Origin of the sequence: Nocardiopsis sp. CNT312, from assembly GCF_000515115.1 — a bacterium.
GTDB lineage: Bacteria > Actinomycetota > Actinomycetes > Streptosporangiales > Streptosporangiaceae > Nocardiopsis.
This window is the reverse complement of record NZ_AZXF01000025.1, coordinates 12,632-30,312: the sequence shown is the minus strand read 5'-3', so window position 1 is coordinate 30,312 and position 17,681 is coordinate 12,632. Positions and strand designations below refer to the sequence as shown.

Genomic DNA, 17,681 nt, shown 5'->3' with positions numbered 1-17,681 from the left:
CCGTGGCCGCGGACCCCGCACAGGGGCCGCGGCCTTCTTCGTACCTCCGCTCCCTTCCACCGTCCCAGGCGTGGGGAGGGGGAGGCGGCATCGCAGGGTCCAGGTCCCTCCCACCGGACCGGTTCCGGTGGCAGTGAACACCGACCGCGTTGTACGGAAGCGAACAAAGATCTTGGAGGGCACCGATGCTTGCGTCGGTCCTGCACACGCCCTGGCTGGGTGAGAACGACATCCTCTGCCGCGACGAGCCCGACCTGTTCTTCGCCGAGGCCCCGGCCGACGTCGAGGCCGCGAAACGGGTCTGCGTCGACTGCCCCGTGCGGGAGCAGTGCCTGGCGGACGCGCTGGAGCGCAAGGAGCCGTGGGGCGTCTGGGGCGGGCAACTGCTCGTCTCCGGCCAGGTGGTGGCGCGCAAGCGCCCGCGCGGCCGCCCCCGCAAGAACCCGGCCCCCGTGGCTGCCTGATCCTGACACGACCCACCCCGTACCCCGAAGGACGAGACGATGATCCAGGAACTCATGCGCGTGATCGAGAGCACGGACACCGAACACCGCGAACACCAGGAGCGCAAGCTCGGCGCCCGCTACCGGCGTGCCCGTCAGCGCGAGGAGCGGCTGATGGAGGAGAGGCTCATGGAAGTGGCGCGTCTGCGGCTGTGTTGACGCCGGTCCACGGTGACCTGCGGCGGCGGGTTGACGGGCGGTGACGCGGCGGTGGGACCGGATCGGACCTTTTCAAGGTCACGGTCCGGTCTCGTTTTCGTGGTTCAGTCGCCGGGTCCGGCCTGGTCCGGGGGTCGGTGCGGTGTCCTCGCAGTGGGAGGGAACCTCTTGTGCGAAGTGGAATCGGACACACCCGAACGCGTCCGCCCCACTCTGGGTGACGCGACGATCACGACACTGCCGGGCAAAAGGCCGCGTCAGGTACCTGTTCGACCGGGCCTCCCTCGGCTACCGTAAAGCTTGTGCCCTCGAACACCAAAGTCGAGGTACGACGCAGTCCCCGCCGCCGGCGCACCGTGTCGGCCTACCGGGACGGGGACACGACGGTCGTCCTCATGCCCGCTTCGTTCTCCCGCGCTGAGGAAAAGCGCTGGGTAGGACGGATGCTGCAACGCCTGGAAGCCCGTGAGGGCCGCAGGCACTCCGGTGACCATGACCTCCACGAACGCGCGCTGGAGCTCGCCCGCCAGTACCTGGACGGCACCGAGCTGCCCGAGTCGGTCCGGTGGGTGGACAACCAGAACGCGCGGTGGGGCTCGTGCACCCCGGAGACGCGCACCATTCGTATCTCCCGCAGGCTGATCAGCATGCCCTCATGGGTGGTGGACTACGTCCTCGTCCACGAGCTGGCGCACCTGTTCCACGCCCACCACGGCCGCGAGTTCTGGGACCTGGTGCGCCGGTACCCCAAGGCCGAGCGCGCCCGCGGCTACCTGGAGGGGTTCAGCGCCGCTTCCCGTCTGGAGGCCTGCGACCAGGCGGGTGACACCGATGCCCCCGGCGACGCCACCGAGATCGAGGCCCTCGAAGAGGCGTAGCGCGGCCGCACGGAGCCCCGGTTCGGGGAGGGTCGGCCGCGTGGCCGGTGTGTTCTTCCCTCTGGAGCGGTGGTTCGAATCGGGGGTTCAGAGGCTTCCGGAGGTGGTGGGGGTCCCCGCGCTCACGAGGGCGGGCATGAGGCGTCCCCCGCTGCCGGCCCCAGCGCCGCTTTGGTCGTTGTCGCGCGGCCTGTCGGGGCAGGCCGAGGCGCAGTGGTCTCCTCCGCAGAGGCCGCATGCGATTCTCGCCGGCGCCTCCGCTGGCGTGAATGATGCAGCTCGGTTTCGTTGATCTTAGCTTGCGAATGCGGACATCTGCGGTAATGTACTTTTCGTTACTTTTTCTTTATTGCCTGGCGTTCCTGTCGGGTCGGGCCTGCCCCGGATGCTGCTCGCGCACCCCGGTGTGCGGTTATGGATTTCAGGGGTGAAATTTCTTAATCCACTTTTTCCGGGCATGTTTCTCCTATGTGGATTATTGGACGCCATGGAGTCTGATGTCTACAGTTTAGGCCTCTCGATGTGCGAGATCGGAAAAGAGGTCCTATTCTTTCTCTCGAAAGAATCGGCGAACGTCGTCACCACGAGCGCGTCCTCCGCGGTCGTGTGCGCCACCGGCGTGCGGGTAGCGGCCGTGGTCCCCTGACCGCGCACCTACCGAACACCCCACCTCCTCACCTGTTCGTACGACGACCTCGGCCGCGGGGTCACCGACCCGCGTCCCCCCAAGGAACACCAGTGCCCAGCCGAGAACACGAGATCCCACTGCGGATCATCCAGAACCTGCCCGAGATGGTCCCGGTCCTGCTCAAGGAGTCGCTGGGGATCGACCCGCCCCCACACACAGAGACGGTGCTCACCTCATCCGTTCTGACCAACTGCGACCCCAAGGAGTGGAACAGCGACGGTGCCGTCCTGCTCCGAGACGGCACCGAACACGTCCTGGCAGTGGTGGTCGAACGCCAGCACCGGGCCGACGCCCGGAAGAAGTCGAGTTGGCCCGCTTACCTGGTCACCCTCTACGCGCGTCTGGGGTGTCCTGCGATCCTCCTCGTGCTCTGCCCCACCGACGGCATGGCGTGTACGTGCGCCGAGGAGATCCACATCGGACATCCGGGGTTCGTCCTCTCCCCCCTCGTGATCGGGCCGTCCGCCACGCCCGTGGTCACCGAGGCCGGAAAGGCGCGAGCACTGCCCGAACTGGCCGTCCTGTCGGCCAGGGCGCACGGCGACACCGATCCCAAGACCCTGGACGTGCTGATGGAGGCACTGGACTCCATCGACCCCGATCGCCGCGCGTTTTACTATGACTACGTCATGGCCGGTCTCGGTGAGGCCGCCCTGAAACACATGGAGGACCTGATGGCCGTGGACACCTGGGAGTGGCAGAGCGACTTCGCCCGCAAGTACGTCGGGATCGGCCGCAAGGAGGGCCGCAAGGAGGGCCGTGAGGAGGGCCGCGAAGAGGTCCGCGCGGAGGTCCACGACGCGCTGGTCGACGGTGTGATCGCCGTCCTGGAGGGGCGCCGCCTCCCTGTCTCCGACCGGGTGCGCGAGCGCATCGCGTCCTGTGCCGATCTGGCGACCCTGCAGAAGTGGCTGCCCAAGGCAGCCGGTGTGGATCGCCCGGAGGACCTCTTCGACTGATCCCGGGTGGCCCCGCCCCTCCGCCCGGTGCCGGAGGGGCGGGACGCGCGCCGCGGCGCCTACGTGTTCCGGAGGGCGGCCACGGCCGCGGCGGCGGTGCGCACCAGGGCACGGCACGGCTCGTCCGAGGGGTCGGGGACCCCCTCGATCGGGAACCAGCCCAGGTCGTCGGACTCCTCGGGGTCCCGCACCAGCACGGCGTCTGGCGGTGCCACGGCCGCGAACTGCACGTCCAGGTGGTGGCTGCCGCCCCCGCACGGCACCGCGTGCCGGTCCAGGCGCACCGGCGACGGCAGCAGGGTGAGGCCGTCGATCCCCGACTCCTCGGCCGCCTCGCGCAGCGCGGCCCCCGCCAGGGTCGTGTCCTCCGGCTCGCAGTGGCCGCCGGTCTGCAACCACATGTTGAGGGTGCCGTGCAGCACCAGGGCCACCCGGGAACCGTCCGCGGAGATGATCGCCGTCGAGGCGGTCAGGTGACCCGGCAGGCACTCCCGCCACATGGCGTCCCCGTGCGCGTCCAGGTGCTCCAGGTAGGAGACGCGCAGCTCCTCCTGCCGGGCGTCGGGGGCCGCCCACGCCCCCAGCACCGCCCGGGCGTCCGCGTGCAGCGACACCTACTCGCCCTTCTTCCCGTCGTCTCCCTCGTCCTCCCCGGCCTCCGGGGCGTCGTCGGTGAGCGCCGAGAGGTCGAGCCCCTCGTCGCGGCCGCGCACGAAGGCGTCCGGGTCGTCCAGGTCGTCACCGGTGGGCATCAGGTCCGGGTGCTGCCACACGGCGTCCCGCCCCTCGATCCCCCGCTCCCGCTCCAGCTTCTCCCACAGGACGGACGCCTCCCGCAGACGGCGCGGGCGCAGCTCCAGGCCCACCAGGGCGGCGAAGGTGTGCTCGGCGGGACCGCCGGTCGCCCGGCGCCGCCGGGTCGCCTCGGCCAGCGCACCCTCCTGCGGCAGGCGCTCGGCCACCGCGTCGGAGACCACCGTGGCCACCCAGCCCTCGATCAGCGCCAGGGTCGTCTCCAGGCGGCTCAGCGCGGCCTTCTGCTGAGGCGTGTCCTCGGGCTGGAACAGGCCCTCGGTACCCCCGCCGCCGGCCAGCGCCTCCTGGAGCGCCTCCGGGTCGGTGAGGTCGAGCCCTCCGAGCCGGTCCTCCAGGCCGCTGACGTCGAACGACATCCCGGAGGCGTACTCCTCCACCAACCGGGACACGTGTGAGCGCAGCCACGGCACGTGCGAGTACAGCCGGTGCACGGCGGCCTCGCGGGAGGCCAGGTACAGCCGAACCTCGTCGTCGGGGATGCCCAGACCCTCACCGAACGCCGCCACGCCCGGCGGCAGGAGCGCGGCGCGGCCCTCCCCGGCGAGCGGCAGGCCGATGTCGGTGGTGCCGATCACCTCGCGCGCCAGCTCACCGATGGCCTGGCCCGCCTGCTGGCCGACCATCATGCCGCCCATCTGCTGGACCATCCCCAGCAGGGGGCCGGCCACGTTCCGCATCTCCTCGGGCAGGTTCCGCCCCATGGACTGGACGGTCTTGGAGGTCAGCGGGTCGCACAGCTGCGCCCACGTGTCCATGGTCTTCTCGATCCACTCCGACCGGCTCCAGGCCTGGGCGGTCTGGAGGCCCGAGGGCAGGTCGGTGGCCTGGTCGAGCCACAGGTCGGCCAGGCGCAGCGCCTCCTCGACCTTGGCGTAGTCGTGCGGCGGGACACTGGCGTCGCCGTGCTGGGACACCGTGTGCCGCGCGATGTTCTTGACCGTGTCCCAGTTGATCCCCGACGCGGACGGGGAACCGCCGCCGGAACCCGGCGCGGGCTGCGACGACATCATGTCGGCGAACTGGCGCAGCATGTTCGCCATCTGTTGCGGGTCGCCGAACGGGAAGTCGCCCGGTCCTTGGGAGTCCCCTCCGCCCGGGCGGCCGCTGCCGGCACCCGAGCCGCCGGAGTGGCGTCCGGACTCGTCGTCGGGATCGTTCGGCATGCTGAAACCGAAAGGCAGGTCGCTCACTATCAGACCTCAGGCAGGATTAGGTTTGGTCTCCACTGGTCACGTTAGCTGGGAGTCGCCCGGAGTGAATACCGAAAGCAGCCAGGTTCGCCCAGAGCACACCCCGTCCGAAGGCGCGGGCACGGTGGTCGGGGTCACCGGCGCCGCCTCCGGGCCGGGACGGCTCCTGGTACAACGCCTGACCGTGCCGAATGGTTCCACGGCCCCACGGGAGGTCGTGGCGATCGACGGCGAACTCGCCGACCTGCGCGGAGTCACCTGGCGTGTGGCCGACGTCTGCGACCCCGGGCTGGTCTCCCGCCTGGGCGGCATCGACGTCCTGGTGCACACGGCCGACGACCGCTCCCTGGAGACCAGGCCCGCCCGGCGCCGCGCCCACAACATCCGGGCGGCGCAGACGGTGCTGACCGCCGCGGCGGCCTCCGGGGTCCCCCGGGTGGTCCTCGTCACCAGCACCGTGGTCTACGGCGCCAGACCCGACCACCCGGTCCCGCTGCCCGAGGACGCCCCGCGCGTCTCCGACAACAGCGCCGGACTGACCGGGGACTTCGCCGAGATCGAGGCCCTGGTGGAGCGGGCCCGCCGCGCCCACCCGGGGCTGTCGGTGACGGTCGTGCGGCCGGCCGCGCTCGTGGGACCCGGCCAGGACGGCCTGGTCAGCCGCCACTTCTCGTCGCCGCGCCTGCTGACGGTGAAGGGGCACGAACAGCGGTGGCAGTTCTGCCACGTCGACGACCTGGTCGACGCCCTGGCCTTCTGCGCCCTGCACGGTGTGGAGGGGGCCCGGGGTGTGGTGACCGTCGCCAGCGAGGGCTCCCTCTCCCAGGACGAGGTGGAGGACCTCGCGGAGATGAAGCACTTCGAGGTCGCACCGAACCTGGTGTTCGGCGCGATCCGCCGCCTGCACCAGGCCAGGATCACCCCCGCCGCGGAGAGCGAGCTCAAGCACCTCGTCTACCCGTGTGTGGCGGACTGCCGCGCCCTGCGCGAGGCGGGCTGGAAGCCCCGCTACACCAACGAGGAGGCCCTCGCGGAGCTGCTGGAGCACCGCAGCGGCAGGCCGGCGCTGGTGGGCCGCACCCTGGGCGCCAAGGAGGTCACCATCACCGCCGCCGGGGCCGCGGGTGCCGCCGCCGCGGCGATCGGCACGGCGGCGGCCATCCGCCACCTGCGCAGACGCGGGCGGGAATAGGAGAGGCCGGGTGCCGGGGCGTGAACCGGCCGACCCGGTGTTGGTACGTTCGTGGCGTGGAAGAAATCACTCTCGCTGCGGTACGCGACACCCCGCTGTCGGTGGACGAGGTCCTCAACGCCGTGTCGGACCCGCGTGCGGGCGGTACCGCCGTGTTCGTCGGCACGGTCCGCGACCACGACCACGGGCGCGACGTCGCCCGCCTGGCCTACTCCGCGCACCCCTCGGTCGAGGAGCGCCTGCGCTCGGTGATGGAGAAGGTGCTCACCGACACCACGGCCCCCGGCAGGCCGGTCGTGCGGATGGCGGCCGTCCACCGGGTGGGCGACCTGGAGATCGGGGACGCCGCGGTCGTGGTGGCCGCCGCGGCCGCGCACCGGGAGGAGGCCTTCGCCGCCTGCCGCCGCCTCATCGACGACCTCAAGGCCCAGGTGCCCATCTGGAAGCACCAGTCCTTCGAGGACGGGGACGACGAGTGGGTGGGCACTCCGTGACCAGGGGTGAGGACCCCGAGGTGGACGCCGGGTGACCGGGTGAACCACCGGTGTCCGGGCGGTCGTAGGGTATGGGCATGGTTCGTCGCCTCCTGACCCTTGTCGTCTCGCTCGTCCTCCTTGTGGGACTGGGCGTGGGCGGTCTGTACCTCCCCATGCCCTACCTGGTCGCCTCGCCCGGCCTCACCCTGAACACGGTGGGCGACTACGACGGCGAACCGGTGATCCGGGTCGAGGGCGCCGACAGCTACGAGCACGACGGTGCGCTCTCCATGGTGACCGTCCAGTACGCGGGCGGTCCCCAGAACCGGCTCAACCTGCTCACCGTCCTCACCGCCTGGCTCTCGCCCAGCAACGCGATCATGCCGGAGGAGCTGCTGTTCCCCGCCGACCGCTCCCCGGAGGAGGTCAGCGAACGCCAGACGGTCCAGATGAACGACTCCCAGACCAACGCCACCGCCGCCGCGCTCAACCAGCTCGGCATCGGCTACCAGGCGGTGCCGCTGGTCGCCGGGACGGTCGAGGGCATGCCGGCGGAGGGCCTGGTCGAGGCGGGGGACGTGATCGTCGCCATCGACGGCGAGCCCGTCCCCACCGACACGGGCGGCGACGACCCCGAGGAGGCCGTGGGCAGCTCCGCCGTCGTCGAACGGGTGGGCGCGCGCGAGCCCGGCGACCCCGTGGAGCTGGTACTGGACCGCGACGGGGAGAGCGTCGAGGTGGAGGTCGAGACGACCGAGGCCGAGGACGGCACGGCGGCGGTCGGCATCCTCATCGCCGACGACATGGACTTCCCCGTGGACGTGGAGATCTCCGTCGGGGAGATCGGCGGCCCCAGCGCGGGCATGGTCTTCGCCCTCGGCATCATGGACCGCCTCAGCGAGGAGAGCCTCACCGGCGGCGCCTCCGTGGCAGGATCGGGCACCATCACCTCCGACGGCCGTGTCGGCGGCATCAGCGGTATCGCGCAGAAGATGGTCAGCGCCGAGCGCGACGGTGCCGAGTACTTCCTGGTGGCCGCCGAGAGCTGCGACCAGACCTTCGACTCCGCCGCCCTCGACGACCTGGAGGTGGTCCGGGTGGAGACCCTCACCGACGCCGTGGCGGCCCTGGAGACCATCCGCACCGGTGAGGGCGAGCTGCCACGCTGCGAGGCCTGACCGCTCCGGTCACCCGTCGGCCTCGTCGAGGTCGAGCGTCAGCGCCAGCGCCGAGGTGAGCGCCGGGATGAGGTCGGGGCCGCTGAGGACCTCGTCCTCGCTGTCGTGGCTGCGCATGCGCATCGCGCAGTGCCGCGCGCCGTCGCGCATCACCCCGGCGACCATCCGGATCTCCTCGGTCTGCTTGCCCTCGGCCACCGGGTCCTCGCCCGCGGCCAGGGTCTCGTCCGACCCCTTCACCACCAGGCGCTCCATGACCAGGGCACAGCCCGCCACGTCCTCCGGCCACAGGATGCTGCCCAGCGCGTCCTCCAGGGTGACGCCGTCGGGCAGGGCCTCCTGCTCGACCGGGGTCAGTTCGTCGGGGTCGGCCGGGGCGTCCAGCCCCAGCAGGTCGGCCAGGCCCGGCTCCGCCTTCAGCAGTTCGGCGGTGGGAACCAGGGCGTACAGGCCCAGCGGCCGGTCCCACCCCTGTTCTGCGGCGTGGCGTTCGAGGTCCATGACGGCTTCGCGAATATTCGACACACCTCCATGGTGACCGATACCGGACCCCGCGGCTCCCACTCCGGACAGTAAGGTCATGCAGAAGGTCCGCCGGATGCCGCACCGATACCGCACCGATACAGCCTCGTCACCCGGATGCGGAGGTTTTCGGGAACCCGGCGCGACCGGATGAAGTTCTCTGTAAGAAGGCGCCCACACGCGCACCGAAAACGCACCTACCAAGCCAGAACGAGGGGGAGGCGTGAGCTTCCGATCGCCCGGCGCACCACCTGCGCGTATGCCTCGCCGATCAAGGTTGCTCGCGCCTGTCGCGGCGACCGTGGTCGTCATCATCGCGGGCCTGGGGCTCGCCGCGAACTTCTGGACCGACTTCAAGTGGTTCAGCGCCGTCGGATACAGCTCGGTGTTCGTGACCGAACTGTGGACGCGGGCCCTGCTGTTCGCCGTGTCCGCGTTGGTAATGGGCGCCATCGTCGGCCTGAGCATCTTCTTCGCCTACCGGTTCCGCCCGCGCGTGCGCCCGCTGAGCCTGGAGCAGCAGGGCCTGGACCGGTACCGGCAGTCGATCGACCCGCACCGCGTCCTGTTCTTCTGGATCGCCGTCGGCGTCCTCGCCGTCCTGGCGGGCATCGCCTCCAGCGGTGACTGGCGCTCCTTCCTCCAGTTCATGAACGCCTCCGAGTTCGGGGTGACCGACCCCGAGTTCGGCAGGGACATCGGCTTCTACGCCTTCACCTACCCGTTCCTGCGGACGCTGCTCGGCTACGTGTACGCGGCCGTGGTCCTGGCCTTCATCGCCGCGGTCGTCGTGCAGTACCTGTACGGCGGCGTGCGCCTGCAGACCGACGGCGGCCAGCGCGCCACCCCGTCCGCCCGCGTGCACCTGTCGGTGCTGCTGGGCGTCTTCGTGCTGCTGCGCGCCGCGTCCTACTGGCTGGACCGCTACGGGCTGGTCTTCTCCGAGCGCGGGTACACCTTCGGCGCCTCCTACACCGACGTGAACGCGGTCAAGGTCGCCCTGACCATCCTCACCGTCATCTCGGTCATCTGCGCCCTGCTGTTCTTCGCCAACATCTACTTCAAGAACACCATGGTCCCCGTGGCCAGCCTCGGGCTCCTCCTGCTGTCCGCGCTGATCATCGGCGTGGCCTACCCCGAGATCGTCCAGCGCTTCCAGGTCGACCCCAACGAGCTGCGCCTGGAAGAGGAGTACATCGACCGCAACATCGCCTCCACCCGCGCCGCCTACGGCATCGCCGACACCGAGGTGCAGGACTACGAGGCCACCACGGAGCTGACGCCGCAGGAGCTGGCGGCCGAGGCCGACACCATCCCCAGCGTCCGCCTGGCCGACCCCTCCGTGGTGTCGCAGACCTTCCAGCAGATGCAGCAGGTCCGCGGCTTCTACCAGTTCCCGGACGTGCTGGAGGTGGACCGCTACCCCGACACCGAGGGCAACCTGATCGACACGATCGTCGCTGCCCGCGAGCTCAGCGGTCCCCCCGCCGACCAGGACAACTGGCTGAACCGGCACCTGATCTACACCCACGGCTACGGCATGGTGGCCGCCGCGGGCAACCTCATCGACGACGAGGGGCGACCGGTCTTCACCGAGTACAACATCCCGCCCCGCGGTGAGCTGAGCGAGGTCGTGGGCGAGTACGAGCCGCGGATCTACTACGGCCAGGAGGGTGCCGACTACGTCATCGTCCAGGCCGAGCGCGAGTACGACTACCCGCTCGACGCCGAGGAGGAGACCGAGGACGTCCCGACCCTGGAGGACGCCGTCGACCCGACGATGAGCCCCGCTCCGGAGGCGGACGAGGCCCGGGCCCCCGCCCAGGACTCCGAGGACGGCGGGGAGGAGACCGCGGAGCCGACCGCCGAGGCCGACGAGGGCGCGGCCGAGGACGGCGCCGAGGACGGCGCCTCCCAGGCCTACAACCGCTACGAGGGCGACGGCGGCGTCCAGTTGAGCAACTTCTTCGACCGGATCCTGTACGCGATCAAGTACCAGGAACCCAACATCCTGCTCAACAGCGCCATCGAGGACGACTCGCGGATCATCTACGAGCGGGACCCGCTGGAGCGGGTGGAGCGGGTCGCCCCGTTCCTGACCACCGACAGCAACCCCTACCCGGCGATCGTCGACGGCCGCGTGCAGTGGATCGTGGACGCCTACACCACGTCCAACGGCTACCCCTACGCCAAGCCGATCGACTTCACCCAGGCGGTGAGCGACACCTTCACCGACAGCTCGGTGCAGCAGGTGGGCGCCCTGCCCGGCAACGAGGTCAACTACATCCGCAACTCGGTCAAGGCGACCGTCGACGCCTACGACGGCACCGTGACCCTGTACGCGTGGGACGAGGAGGATCCGGTCCTCCGGACCTGGATGAACGCCTTCCCGGACGCGGTCTCCGGCAAGGACGAGATGAGCGAGGACCTCCTCCAGCACGTCCGCTACCCGGACGACCTGTTCAAGGTGCAGCGCGAGATCATGCGCGAGTACCACGTGACCGGTGCCGAGGCCTTCTACGGCGGCCAGGACTTCTGGACGGTTCCGACGGACCCGACCACCGGCAACGACGCGCCGATGCCCGCCTACCGGCAGACCATCAAGTACCCGGGGTCGGACGAGCCCAGCTTCTCGCTGACCACGACGTTCGTCCCGCGGGGCCGTGAGAACCTGGCGGCGTTCATGGCGGTCAACAGCGACCCCTCCTCGGACGGCTACGGGCAGTTGCAACTGCTCGAACTCCCGCGGAGCGGGGTCACCTTCGGCCCGGGGCAGATGCAGAACGCCTTCGACTCCGACGCCGCCGTGCGCGAGGTCCTGCTGCCGCTGGAGCAGTCCAACGCTGAGGTGACGCGGGGCAACCTGCTGACCCTGCCGTTCGCGGAGGGCCTGCTCTACGTGGAGCCGCTGTACGTCCAGGCCGGCGGTGGCGGCGCGGCCTCCTTCCCGCTGCTCCAGCAGGTGATGGTGGGCTTCGGTGAGGACGTGGCCATCGGCAACAACCTCCAGGACGCGCTGAACAACCTCTTCGGTGAGGGCGAGGCGCCCCTGCCCGAGGGCGAGGAGCCCGCGGAGGAGGAACCGGCCGAGGACGAGCCCGCCGAGGGCTCGGAAGACGGCGGGTCCTCCGACCAGGACCTGGTCGACGCCCTCAACGAGGCCGTCGAGGCCTGGGAGGAGGCCCAGGAGAACCAGGACACGGCCAACGAGGACCTGCGCGAGGCCCTGGAGGCCATCGAGGAGCAGTTGAACGAGTAGGCGTCCACCGCCCGGCACCGTCGGGCACGGACGTCCGGCGGGGCGGGGCCTGTGCGGCCCCGCCCCGCCCGCGTGCGGGGCCGCGTGGGACGGGTCTCCCAGAAACGATTTGGGTTCGCGCGCGTGAAGCGCTAGTGTGGAGAACACGACGACGCGGGGTGGAGCAGTTCGGTAGCTCGCTGGGCTCATAACCCAGAGGTCGCAGGTTCAAATCCTGTCCCCGCTACGGAGAACCGGACCCGGATTTTCCGGGTCCGGTGCTTTTTCGCCCTATCGGTGATTTCGGTGGGGCGGGCACGGGGCCGGTCCGATTCCGTGTCGGTGGTTCGGTGGCTCTCCTGGTACTGGTAGAGTCGTTGCAGAACAGTCCGGCGCTGGTATCGGCCGGTCGGTGGGATCCCACGGTCACCCTTCGGGGAAAACCGATTTGCCACCGGGGACCGAAGGTCCTAAAATAGGGATCACGACGCGGGGTGGAGCAGTTCGGTAGCTCGCTGGGCTCATAACCCAGAGGTCGCAGGTTCAAATCCTGTCCCCGCTACCAAGGAATTCGGGCCCGGGAGAAATCCCGGGCCCGAATTTTCGTGTGCTTTTTCCCTGCGGTCAGAGGGTTCGGCCCTCGACGAGTTCCACCACGCGGTCGGCCCGTTCGGCCACTTTGGGGTCGTGCGTCACCACCACCACGGCAGCCTCACCGATCCGTGCCTGCTCCAGCAGTTGGTCCATGATCATCGCGCTGCTGGCGGCGTCCAGGGCGCCCGTGGGCTCGTCGGCGAGGATGAGCGAGGGGGAACGGCTCAGCGCACGCGCCAGCGCCACACGCTGCTGCTCACCGCCGGAGAGCTGGTGCGGCCGCGAGTGCAGGCGGTGCCCCAGGCCCACCGCCTCCAGCAGTTCGCGCGCCCGGGCGCGCCGCCGCAGCAGCGGGACCCCGCCCAGCACCATCGGCACCCCCACGTTGGCCAGGGCCGTGCGCCGTTCCAACAGGTGGAACTGCTGGAACACGAACCCGATGCCCTCGCCGCGCAGCCGCGACCGGCGCCCCTCGCCCAGACGGGTGGTGTCCTCGCCGTCGAACCCGTAGGAGCCGCCGCTGGGCCGGTCGAGCAGACCCAGCAGGTTCAGCAGGGTGGACTTGCCCGAACCGGACTGGCCGACGATCGCCACCACCTCGCCGCGCGCCACCTGGAAGGTGCAGTCGCGCAGCACGTCGATCCTCGCCCCAGACACCGTGAAGTGCCGGGTCAGCCCCCGCACGTCCAGCAGCGGCGCCGCGGCGGTGCGCGGGGACCCCGGTGAGGGAGCACCGACCGACATCTAGCCCTCCTCCTCGAACACCGTGCCGGGCCCCAGGCCCCGGAACCCCTCGGCGGGGTCGTACGCCCCGGGGACGTCGAACCTGGGGTCGAGCGGCACCGGGTCCAGCACCGACTCGCCGACACGCAGTCCCTCGGTGACCTCGATCATCGAGCCGTCGGTGACACCGAGCGAGACCTCGCGCGGCTCGTGGCCGCCGTCCCCGGCCACCACCATCACCTCCCCCTCGCCCCCGCCGCCGCGCACCGCGGTCACGGGCACGGCGACCACGCCGCTCACCTCGGCGGCGGCCACGGACAGCTCGCCCCGCACGCCCTCGAAGACGTCGACACCGGCGGGGATGCGGCACACCAGTTCGGCGCCGGCCTCGCCGCCGCCGTCCCCGGCGGCCTCCTGGGCACCGGCCGGGACGGTGCCCAGGGACAGGAAGGTACAGGTGATGTCGGCCGGCCCCTGCTCGATCCGCAGGGTGATGTCCTCGGGGTCCTCGACGAAGCGGTACAGGTCGTTGGGCGGGACGTTCGCCACCGCCCGGAACTCCTCCTGGGCGACCTCGGCGACGGCGGTACCCGGTTCGACGGTGTCCCCGGTCCACAGGTCGCCCAGACCGGACACCACGCCCGCGTCGGGCGAGTGCAGGACGACCTCGCGCGTGCCCGGGGCGGCGCCGTCCCCTTCGGGGGCCGGACCGCCGGGCACCGCCAGGGTGAGGATCGGTGCCCCGTTGTCCACGGCGTCTCCGTCGGACACCCAGACCCGGGTGACCGTCCCGCCCTCGCGGGCGGTGACGTCCTCGCCGGGCGCGCGGCGGACGGTGGCGTCCAGTACCATCACCGAGCTGATGGCGGCCGTCCCCACCTCGTGGGGCGTCCCGCCCATGTCGGCGGCGGCCTGGTTCAGCGGGAACTCGGCCGGGGGCGTCCCGCCGAGCAGGCGCTGGAACAGGACGTAGCCGCCCCCGACCGCCACCGCCAGGAGCAGGAGTGCGGCCCCGGCGACGATCCCTCTCTTCTTGACCATTGGAGTCTCCTAATCACGCAGTCCCGCGACGACGGAGGCACGCAGTGCCCGCGCCGCGGGGATGATCCCGGCCAGAAGCCCGACGAGGGCCGCGCTGCCCAGCCCCACGAGAACCGCGCCGCCCGGCACGTAGAGGCCGACGCTGTCCGGGATCGGGAGGAAGCGCTCGACGAGCAGGGCGCCCAGTTCGGTCAGGGCCAGCGACCCGCCGACGGCGATGAGCCCCGCCACCACGGACACCACCACCGCTTCCATGACCACGGCCACGAACAGCGTCGTGCGGGAGGCGCCCAGAGCCCGGTAGGTGGCCAGTTCGCGGCGGCGTTCGCGCACCGTCACCAGACCGACGTTGAGGACGCCGAGCAGCCCGGTGCCGAGCGTGACGGCGGCGATCCCCATGAGCCCCCAGGACATGTACCTCAGGGGCTCCCGCATCGCCTCGGCGTGGTCGACGCGGAAGGCCGAGATCCCCTCGGCGGGGACGTCGGCCCCCCACCGCCAGGCCACCGACCCCAGCGCGGTACGGAACTCCTGCCCGAAGGGGTCCGCCGCGGCCGGGTGCTCGGAGTCGAAGAGGACGAGGTAGGTGGAGCGCGCCATCGGGTCACCGAAGCCCGCACCGGGCGGCAACCCGTCCACCGGCGGGCCCGCGGCGGCCTCCGCGCCGCCGAAGATCAGGTCCTCGCTGGCGGGGGAGCGCAGCAGGTAGGCGCTGTTGGCGGAGTAGTCCTGGCTGCTGTCGGAGAGGACCCCGACGATCCGCGCGTCCCTCCACCGCTCGGTGCCGATCTGCACCCGGGTGAGGTCGCCCAGCCGCTCGGCGAGCGACTCGTTGACCACCAGGACGGGGGCCAGCGACGCGGTGTCGGCGTCGGTGAACCAGCGTCCCCGCGCGAGGTCGAGTCGGCGGATCCCGCTCAGGTCCGGGTCCACGCCGTTCACACTCATGTCCGTCACCACGTTCTGGCCCGTGCGCAGGAGCGGATGCGAGGTCGGCGTCTGGTACAGCGAGACCTCCCGGCCGCCCACGCGCAGCAGGTCCGCCTCCAGCGCCGCGCGGTCGGTGACCTCACCGGAGACCTCGACCTGCAGGGTGGCGGGCAGCCCGCCCTGGACCTCGCTCGTGGTGACGGCGTAGCGCTGCCCGAAGTCGCTCGCGGTGACCACCATGACCAGCGCGCCCACCCCGACGACGATGCCGGTGCAGGACAGGATGGTCCGGGCGATGTTGGCACGCGAACCGGCGAAGGCCAGAACGACTCCGGCCGTGAGGGAACGGAGCATGCGGTCCCTTCCGGGTGGACGGGGAAGGCGCTGTCGCCGCGGCGCCCGGCCCCGGGGTACAAGGGGGCCTCCGATGGGTGATGCCGGAAACCGCGGCGGGGTTCACGCCCGGAAGGGTTTTTCTGCGACGGGGTGGGGGAGACGGGTCAGCGGACCGGGGTGGGACCCCCGTTGAGCCAGGTCAGGGCTGTGTCGTGGAGCAGGCCGTTGCTGCACACGAGCGGACCGCCGTCCTCGAACCCGCCTCCGCGCAGGTCGGTCGCCCGACCGCCGGCCTCCTCCAGGATGATCGGCAGCGGCGCGGCGTCCCAGAGCGACAGTTCGGGTTCGGCGGAGATGTCCACGACCCCCTCGGCGACCATCACGTGCGACCAGAAGTCGCCGTAGGCGCGGGTGCGCCACACCGAGCGGGTCAGGCCCAGGAAGGGGTTGAGCAGCCCCCGGTCCTCCCAGCCGGTCAGAGACGAGTAGCTGAACGAGGCGTCCTCCAGCTTCGCCACCTGCGACACCTGGCAGCGCGAGGCCTGCGACAGGCTGCGCCCCGTCCACGCGCCGCGGCCCAGGGAGGCCCACCAGCGGCGGTGCAGCGCCGGGGCGGAGACCACGCCGACCACGGGGCGCTCGTTCTCCATCAGGGCGATCAGGGTGGCCCACACGGGGACACCGCGGACGTAGTTCTTCGTCCCGTCGATGGGGTCGATGACCCACACCCGGTGGCTGTTGCCGGTCTTGCCGTACTCCTCCCCGACGACGGCGTCCCGGGGGCGGGCGCGGGAGAGTACGCCGCGCAGGGTCTCCTCGACCATGCGGTCGGCCTCGGTGACCGGAGTGAGGTCCGGTTTGGTGTCGACTTCGAGGTCGAGCGCGCGGAAGCGCTTGAGCGCGATGTCGTCGGCAGCGTCGGCGAGCACGTGGGCCAGCCGCAGATCATCGTCAAAGGACGCCATGGGCGGTAACGCTACATCCTGGGTGCCTGCTTGGCGAAGGGTGCGCGGGTGCGGTGGTGCGAACCCGGGGCCATGGAGACCGTGGAAGCCCGTAGCGGCACCGGACGCCGCCCGGTCCGTGAACGTTTGATGGACGTCGCCCGCGCGGAGGTCCTCGCCGGTGCGTGGGGGAGCGGCCGATGGCACAGGTCGCCATGGCGGCCGGGGTGTCCCGGCAGACCCTCTACAACGTGTTCGGGAGCAGGGAGGGGCTGCTCCAGGCCGTGGTGGTGCGCGAGGCCAACGCGATCGTGGACCGGATGGCGCGCGTGCTGGAGCACGAGGGCCTGGACCCGGCCCGTGCGGTGGGCCGGGCCGCCCTCCTGGTCCTGGAGGGCGACCGCGACAGCGCGCCGCTGCGCGCGATCGTCACCGGGGACCGGGAGCTGCTGCCGGTGCTCACCACCCGGTCCGCACCGGTGCTGGACGTGCTGGGGGAGCGCACCGCACGGATGCTGGCGGCGGGCCGCCCCGGGGTCGGCGCGGCGCTGGCCGAGGAGGTCGCCGACGTGGCGGTGCGGCTCACCGGTTCCTACACCCTGCGCCCCATCGCCCCGGAGGAGGCCGCGCGGAGGGTCGAGCGGGTCGTGCAGGGGATGCTCTCTGCCGGCGAGTAGCGGCGGGTAGTGGAGCGGGGTGCGGGGATATGCTCGCAGGCCGTGCGCTATGAGGAGGAACGGTTGCTCTCCCATGAGCTCCGCTTGTTGGTGGATGTATTGAGTGAGCTTCGGCTTCCAGTCCGCGGATGGTTCGTCCCCGGGAGCAGTCCACACCGGGTCAGGGAGTTGCTCGGCTCCGACGTTCCTGAGGAAGTGGTGGATTGGTTCGGTTGGTGCGGCGGTATCGAATTCCACCCCGGTCAGACCCAGGAAGATGCGGATGTGGTCCCGGGATACTCTCTCATCGGTCTACAGGATGCGGTTGAAACCTATAAAGCTATAGAGGGTCTATATGAAGGGGATCCCGTTCTCGGTGCATCCTGGGTTCCCATTCTTCAGGGCCGCGGGGCGGATTTCTATGCAGTGGTCTGGGGGGAGTCGGAGGGGTGTCGTGTGGCGTGTGTGGTTCAGTCCGAACCCGTGGAGATCGAGTTCCCGAGCTTGGAGGGTATGATCTCATTCTTTAATGAGTGCTATCGGCGCACGGTCTTCTTCGTTGATGAATCCGGCTGGGTGCATGAGGACTTCGATCGGTATGAGCAACTGTATGACGAGTTCTTCTCGTGAGTTCAAGTGCTGAGATCCTGATCGGGGA

The 17,681-nt window shown here is 70.7% G+C and carries 17 protein-coding genes and 2 tRNA genes; 12 read left to right on the top strand and 7 right to left on the bottom strand.

Annotated elements, in window-relative coordinates; all coding sequences use genetic code 11:
• Positions 1–185 precede the first annotated feature (185 nt).
• From B042_RS0112715 to B042_RS0112695, 4 genes are all read left to right on the top strand, one after another.
• Positions 186–464 carry a WhiB family transcriptional regulator gene (locus tag B042_RS0112715; protein ID WP_028648608.1) on the top strand — a complete coding sequence of 93 codons (279 nt, stop codon included), beginning with the start codon at positions 186–188 and terminating at the stop codon, positions 462–464.
• 39 nt (positions 465–503) lie between these two features.
• Entirely contained in the window at positions 504–662 is a 159-nt protein-coding gene (locus tag B042_RS26110) for a hypothetical protein (RefSeq protein ID WP_197024291.1), read from the top strand.
• Between the two features lie 302 nt (positions 663–964).
• The gene (locus B042_RS0112705; RefSeq protein WP_028648607.1) at positions 965–1,540 is read left to right on the top strand and encodes a M48 family metallopeptidase; all 576 of its coding nucleotides are present in this window, start codon (positions 965–967) and stop codon (positions 1,538–1,540) included.
• A 738-nt stretch (positions 1,541–2,278) separates the two neighbouring features.
• The gene (locus B042_RS0112695; protein WP_028648606.1) at positions 2,279–3,187 is read left to right on the top strand and encodes a hypothetical protein; all 909 of its coding nucleotides are present in this window, start codon (positions 2,279–2,281) and stop codon (positions 3,185–3,187) included.
• 59 nt (positions 3,188–3,246) lie between these two features.
• Here the strand turns inward: B042_RS0112695 and B042_RS0112690 are convergent, their stop codons facing one another.
• Together B042_RS0112690 and B042_RS0112685 are read right to left on the bottom strand one after the other, a co-directional pair.
• Positions 3,247–3,801, bottom strand: coding sequence for an NUDIX hydrolase (locus B042_RS0112690; protein WP_028648605.1), 555 nt, complete (start codon positions 3,799–3,801; stop codon positions 3,247–3,249).
• Positions 3,802–5,193: a zinc-dependent metalloprotease gene (locus tag B042_RS0112685; protein WP_028648604.1), complete on the bottom strand. Its 1,392-nt coding sequence runs from the start codon at positions 5,191–5,193 to the stop codon at positions 3,802–3,804.
• Positions 5,194–5,317: 124 nt separating this feature from the next.
• Here B042_RS0112685 and B042_RS0112680 point away from each other — a divergent pair, with 124 nt between their 5' ends.
• The 3 genes from B042_RS0112680 to B042_RS0112670 all read left to right on the top strand — a co-directional run bounded on the left by B042_RS0112680 (position 5,318) and on the right by B042_RS0112670 (position 8,039).
• Positions 5,318–6,385, top strand: coding sequence for an NAD-dependent epimerase/dehydratase family protein (locus B042_RS0112680; protein WP_028648603.1), 1,068 nt, complete (start codon positions 5,318–5,320; stop codon positions 6,383–6,385).
• A gap of 56 nt (positions 6,386–6,441) precedes the next feature.
• Positions 6,442–6,879: a molybdenum cofactor biosynthesis protein MoaE gene (locus B042_RS0112675; RefSeq protein ID WP_028648602.1), complete on the top strand. Its 438-nt coding sequence runs from the start codon at positions 6,442–6,444 to the stop codon at positions 6,877–6,879.
• Between the two features lie 77 nt (positions 6,880–6,956).
• Complete coding sequence (locus B042_RS0112670; RefSeq protein WP_197024290.1) at positions 6,957–8,039, top strand: PDZ domain-containing protein; 1,083 nt, start codon at positions 6,957–6,959, stop codon at positions 8,037–8,039.
• A gap of 9 nt (positions 8,040–8,048) precedes the next feature.
• On the opposite strand, the gene B042_RS0112665 is transcribed toward B042_RS0112670, so the two are convergent.
• Positions 8,049–8,564, bottom strand: a complete 516-nt coding sequence (locus B042_RS0112665) for a PPA1309 family protein (protein ID WP_255342342.1) — start codon at positions 8,562–8,564, stop codon at positions 8,049–8,051.
• A 298-nt stretch (positions 8,565–8,862) separates the two neighbouring features.
• Between B042_RS0112665 and B042_RS0112660 the strand changes: the two genes are divergently transcribed.
• From B042_RS0112660 to B042_RS0112650, 3 genes are all read left to right on the top strand, one after another.
• The gene (locus B042_RS0112660) at positions 8,863–11,820 is read left to right on the top strand and encodes a UPF0182 family protein (RefSeq protein WP_028648599.1); all 2,958 of its coding nucleotides are present in this window, start codon (positions 8,863–8,865) and stop codon (positions 11,818–11,820) included.
• Positions 11,821–11,972: 152 nt separating this feature from the next.
• A tRNA-Met gene (locus tag B042_RS0112655) sits at positions 11,973–12,046 on the top strand.
• Between the two features lie 241 nt (positions 12,047–12,287).
• A tRNA-Met gene (locus tag B042_RS0112650) sits at positions 12,288–12,364 on the top strand.
• 59 nt (positions 12,365–12,423) lie between these two features.
• Here B042_RS0112650 and B042_RS0112645 read toward each other — a convergent pair.
• The 4 genes from B042_RS0112645 to hisN all read right to left on the bottom strand — a co-directional run bounded on the left by B042_RS0112645 (position 12,424) and on the right by hisN (position 16,388).
• A complete protein-coding gene (locus B042_RS0112645) occupies positions 12,424–13,137 on the bottom strand; it encodes an ABC transporter ATP-binding protein (RefSeq protein WP_028648598.1) in 714 nt (237 codons plus the stop codon).
• Positions 13,138–14,157 carry an efflux RND transporter periplasmic adaptor subunit gene (locus tag B042_RS23055; protein WP_036554875.1) on the bottom strand — a complete coding sequence of 340 codons (1,020 nt, stop codon included), beginning with the start codon at positions 14,155–14,157 and terminating at the stop codon, positions 13,138–13,140.
• A 9-nt stretch (positions 14,158–14,166) separates the two neighbouring features.
• Entirely contained in the window at positions 14,167–15,441 is a 1,275-nt protein-coding gene (locus B042_RS0112635) for an ABC transporter permease (protein ID WP_028648597.1), read from the bottom strand.
• A 146-nt stretch (positions 15,442–15,587) separates the two neighbouring features.
• A complete protein-coding gene (hisN, locus tag B042_RS0112630; RefSeq protein WP_028648596.1) occupies positions 15,588–16,388 on the bottom strand; it encodes a histidinol-phosphatase in 801 nt (266 codons plus the stop codon).
• A gap of 179 nt (positions 16,389–16,567) precedes the next feature.
• Here hisN and B042_RS23050 point away from each other — a divergent pair, with 179 nt between their 5' ends.
• Entirely contained in the window at positions 16,568–17,044 is a 477-nt protein-coding gene (locus B042_RS23050; RefSeq protein ID WP_369797700.1) for a TetR family transcriptional regulator, read from the top strand.
• A gap of 42 nt (positions 17,045–17,086) precedes the next feature.
• Positions 17,087–17,653, top strand: a complete 567-nt coding sequence (locus tag B042_RS0112620; RefSeq protein ID WP_028648595.1) for a hypothetical protein — start codon at positions 17,087–17,089, stop codon at positions 17,651–17,653.
• The last annotated feature ends 28 nt before the right edge of the window (positions 17,654–17,681 follow it).

Bases quoted from the DNA above. Each gene is read 5' to 3' on its own strand.
- B042_RS0112715 (WP_028648608.1), top strand. From the start codon at position 186: ATGCTTGCGTCGGTCCTGCACACGCCCTGGCTGGGTGAGAACGACATC.
- B042_RS26110 (WP_197024291.1), top strand. From the start codon at position 504: ATGATCCAGGAACTCATGCGCGTGATCGAGAGCACGGACACCGAACAC.
- B042_RS0112670 (WP_197024290.1), top strand. From the start codon at position 6,957: ATGGTTCGTCGCCTCCTGACCCTTGTCGTCTCGCTCGTCCTCCTTGTG.
- B042_RS0112645 (WP_028648598.1), bottom strand. From the start codon at position 13,137: ATGTCGGTCGGTGCTCCCTCACCGGGGTCCCCGCGCACCGCCGCGGCG.
- B042_RS23055 (WP_036554875.1), bottom strand. From the start codon at position 14,157: ATGGTCAAGAAGAGAGGGATCGTCGCCGGGGCCGCACTCCTGCTCCTG.
- B042_RS0112635 (WP_028648597.1), bottom strand. From the start codon at position 15,441: ATGCTCCGTTCCCTCACGGCCGGAGTCGTTCTGGCCTTCGCCGGTTCG.
- hisN (WP_028648596.1), bottom strand. From the start codon at position 16,388: ATGGCGTCCTTTGACGATGATCTGCGGCTGGCCCACGTGCTCGCCGAC.
- B042_RS23050 (WP_369797700.1), top strand. From the start codon at position 16,568: ATGGCACAGGTCGCCATGGCGGCCGGGGTGTCCCGGCAGACCCTCTAC.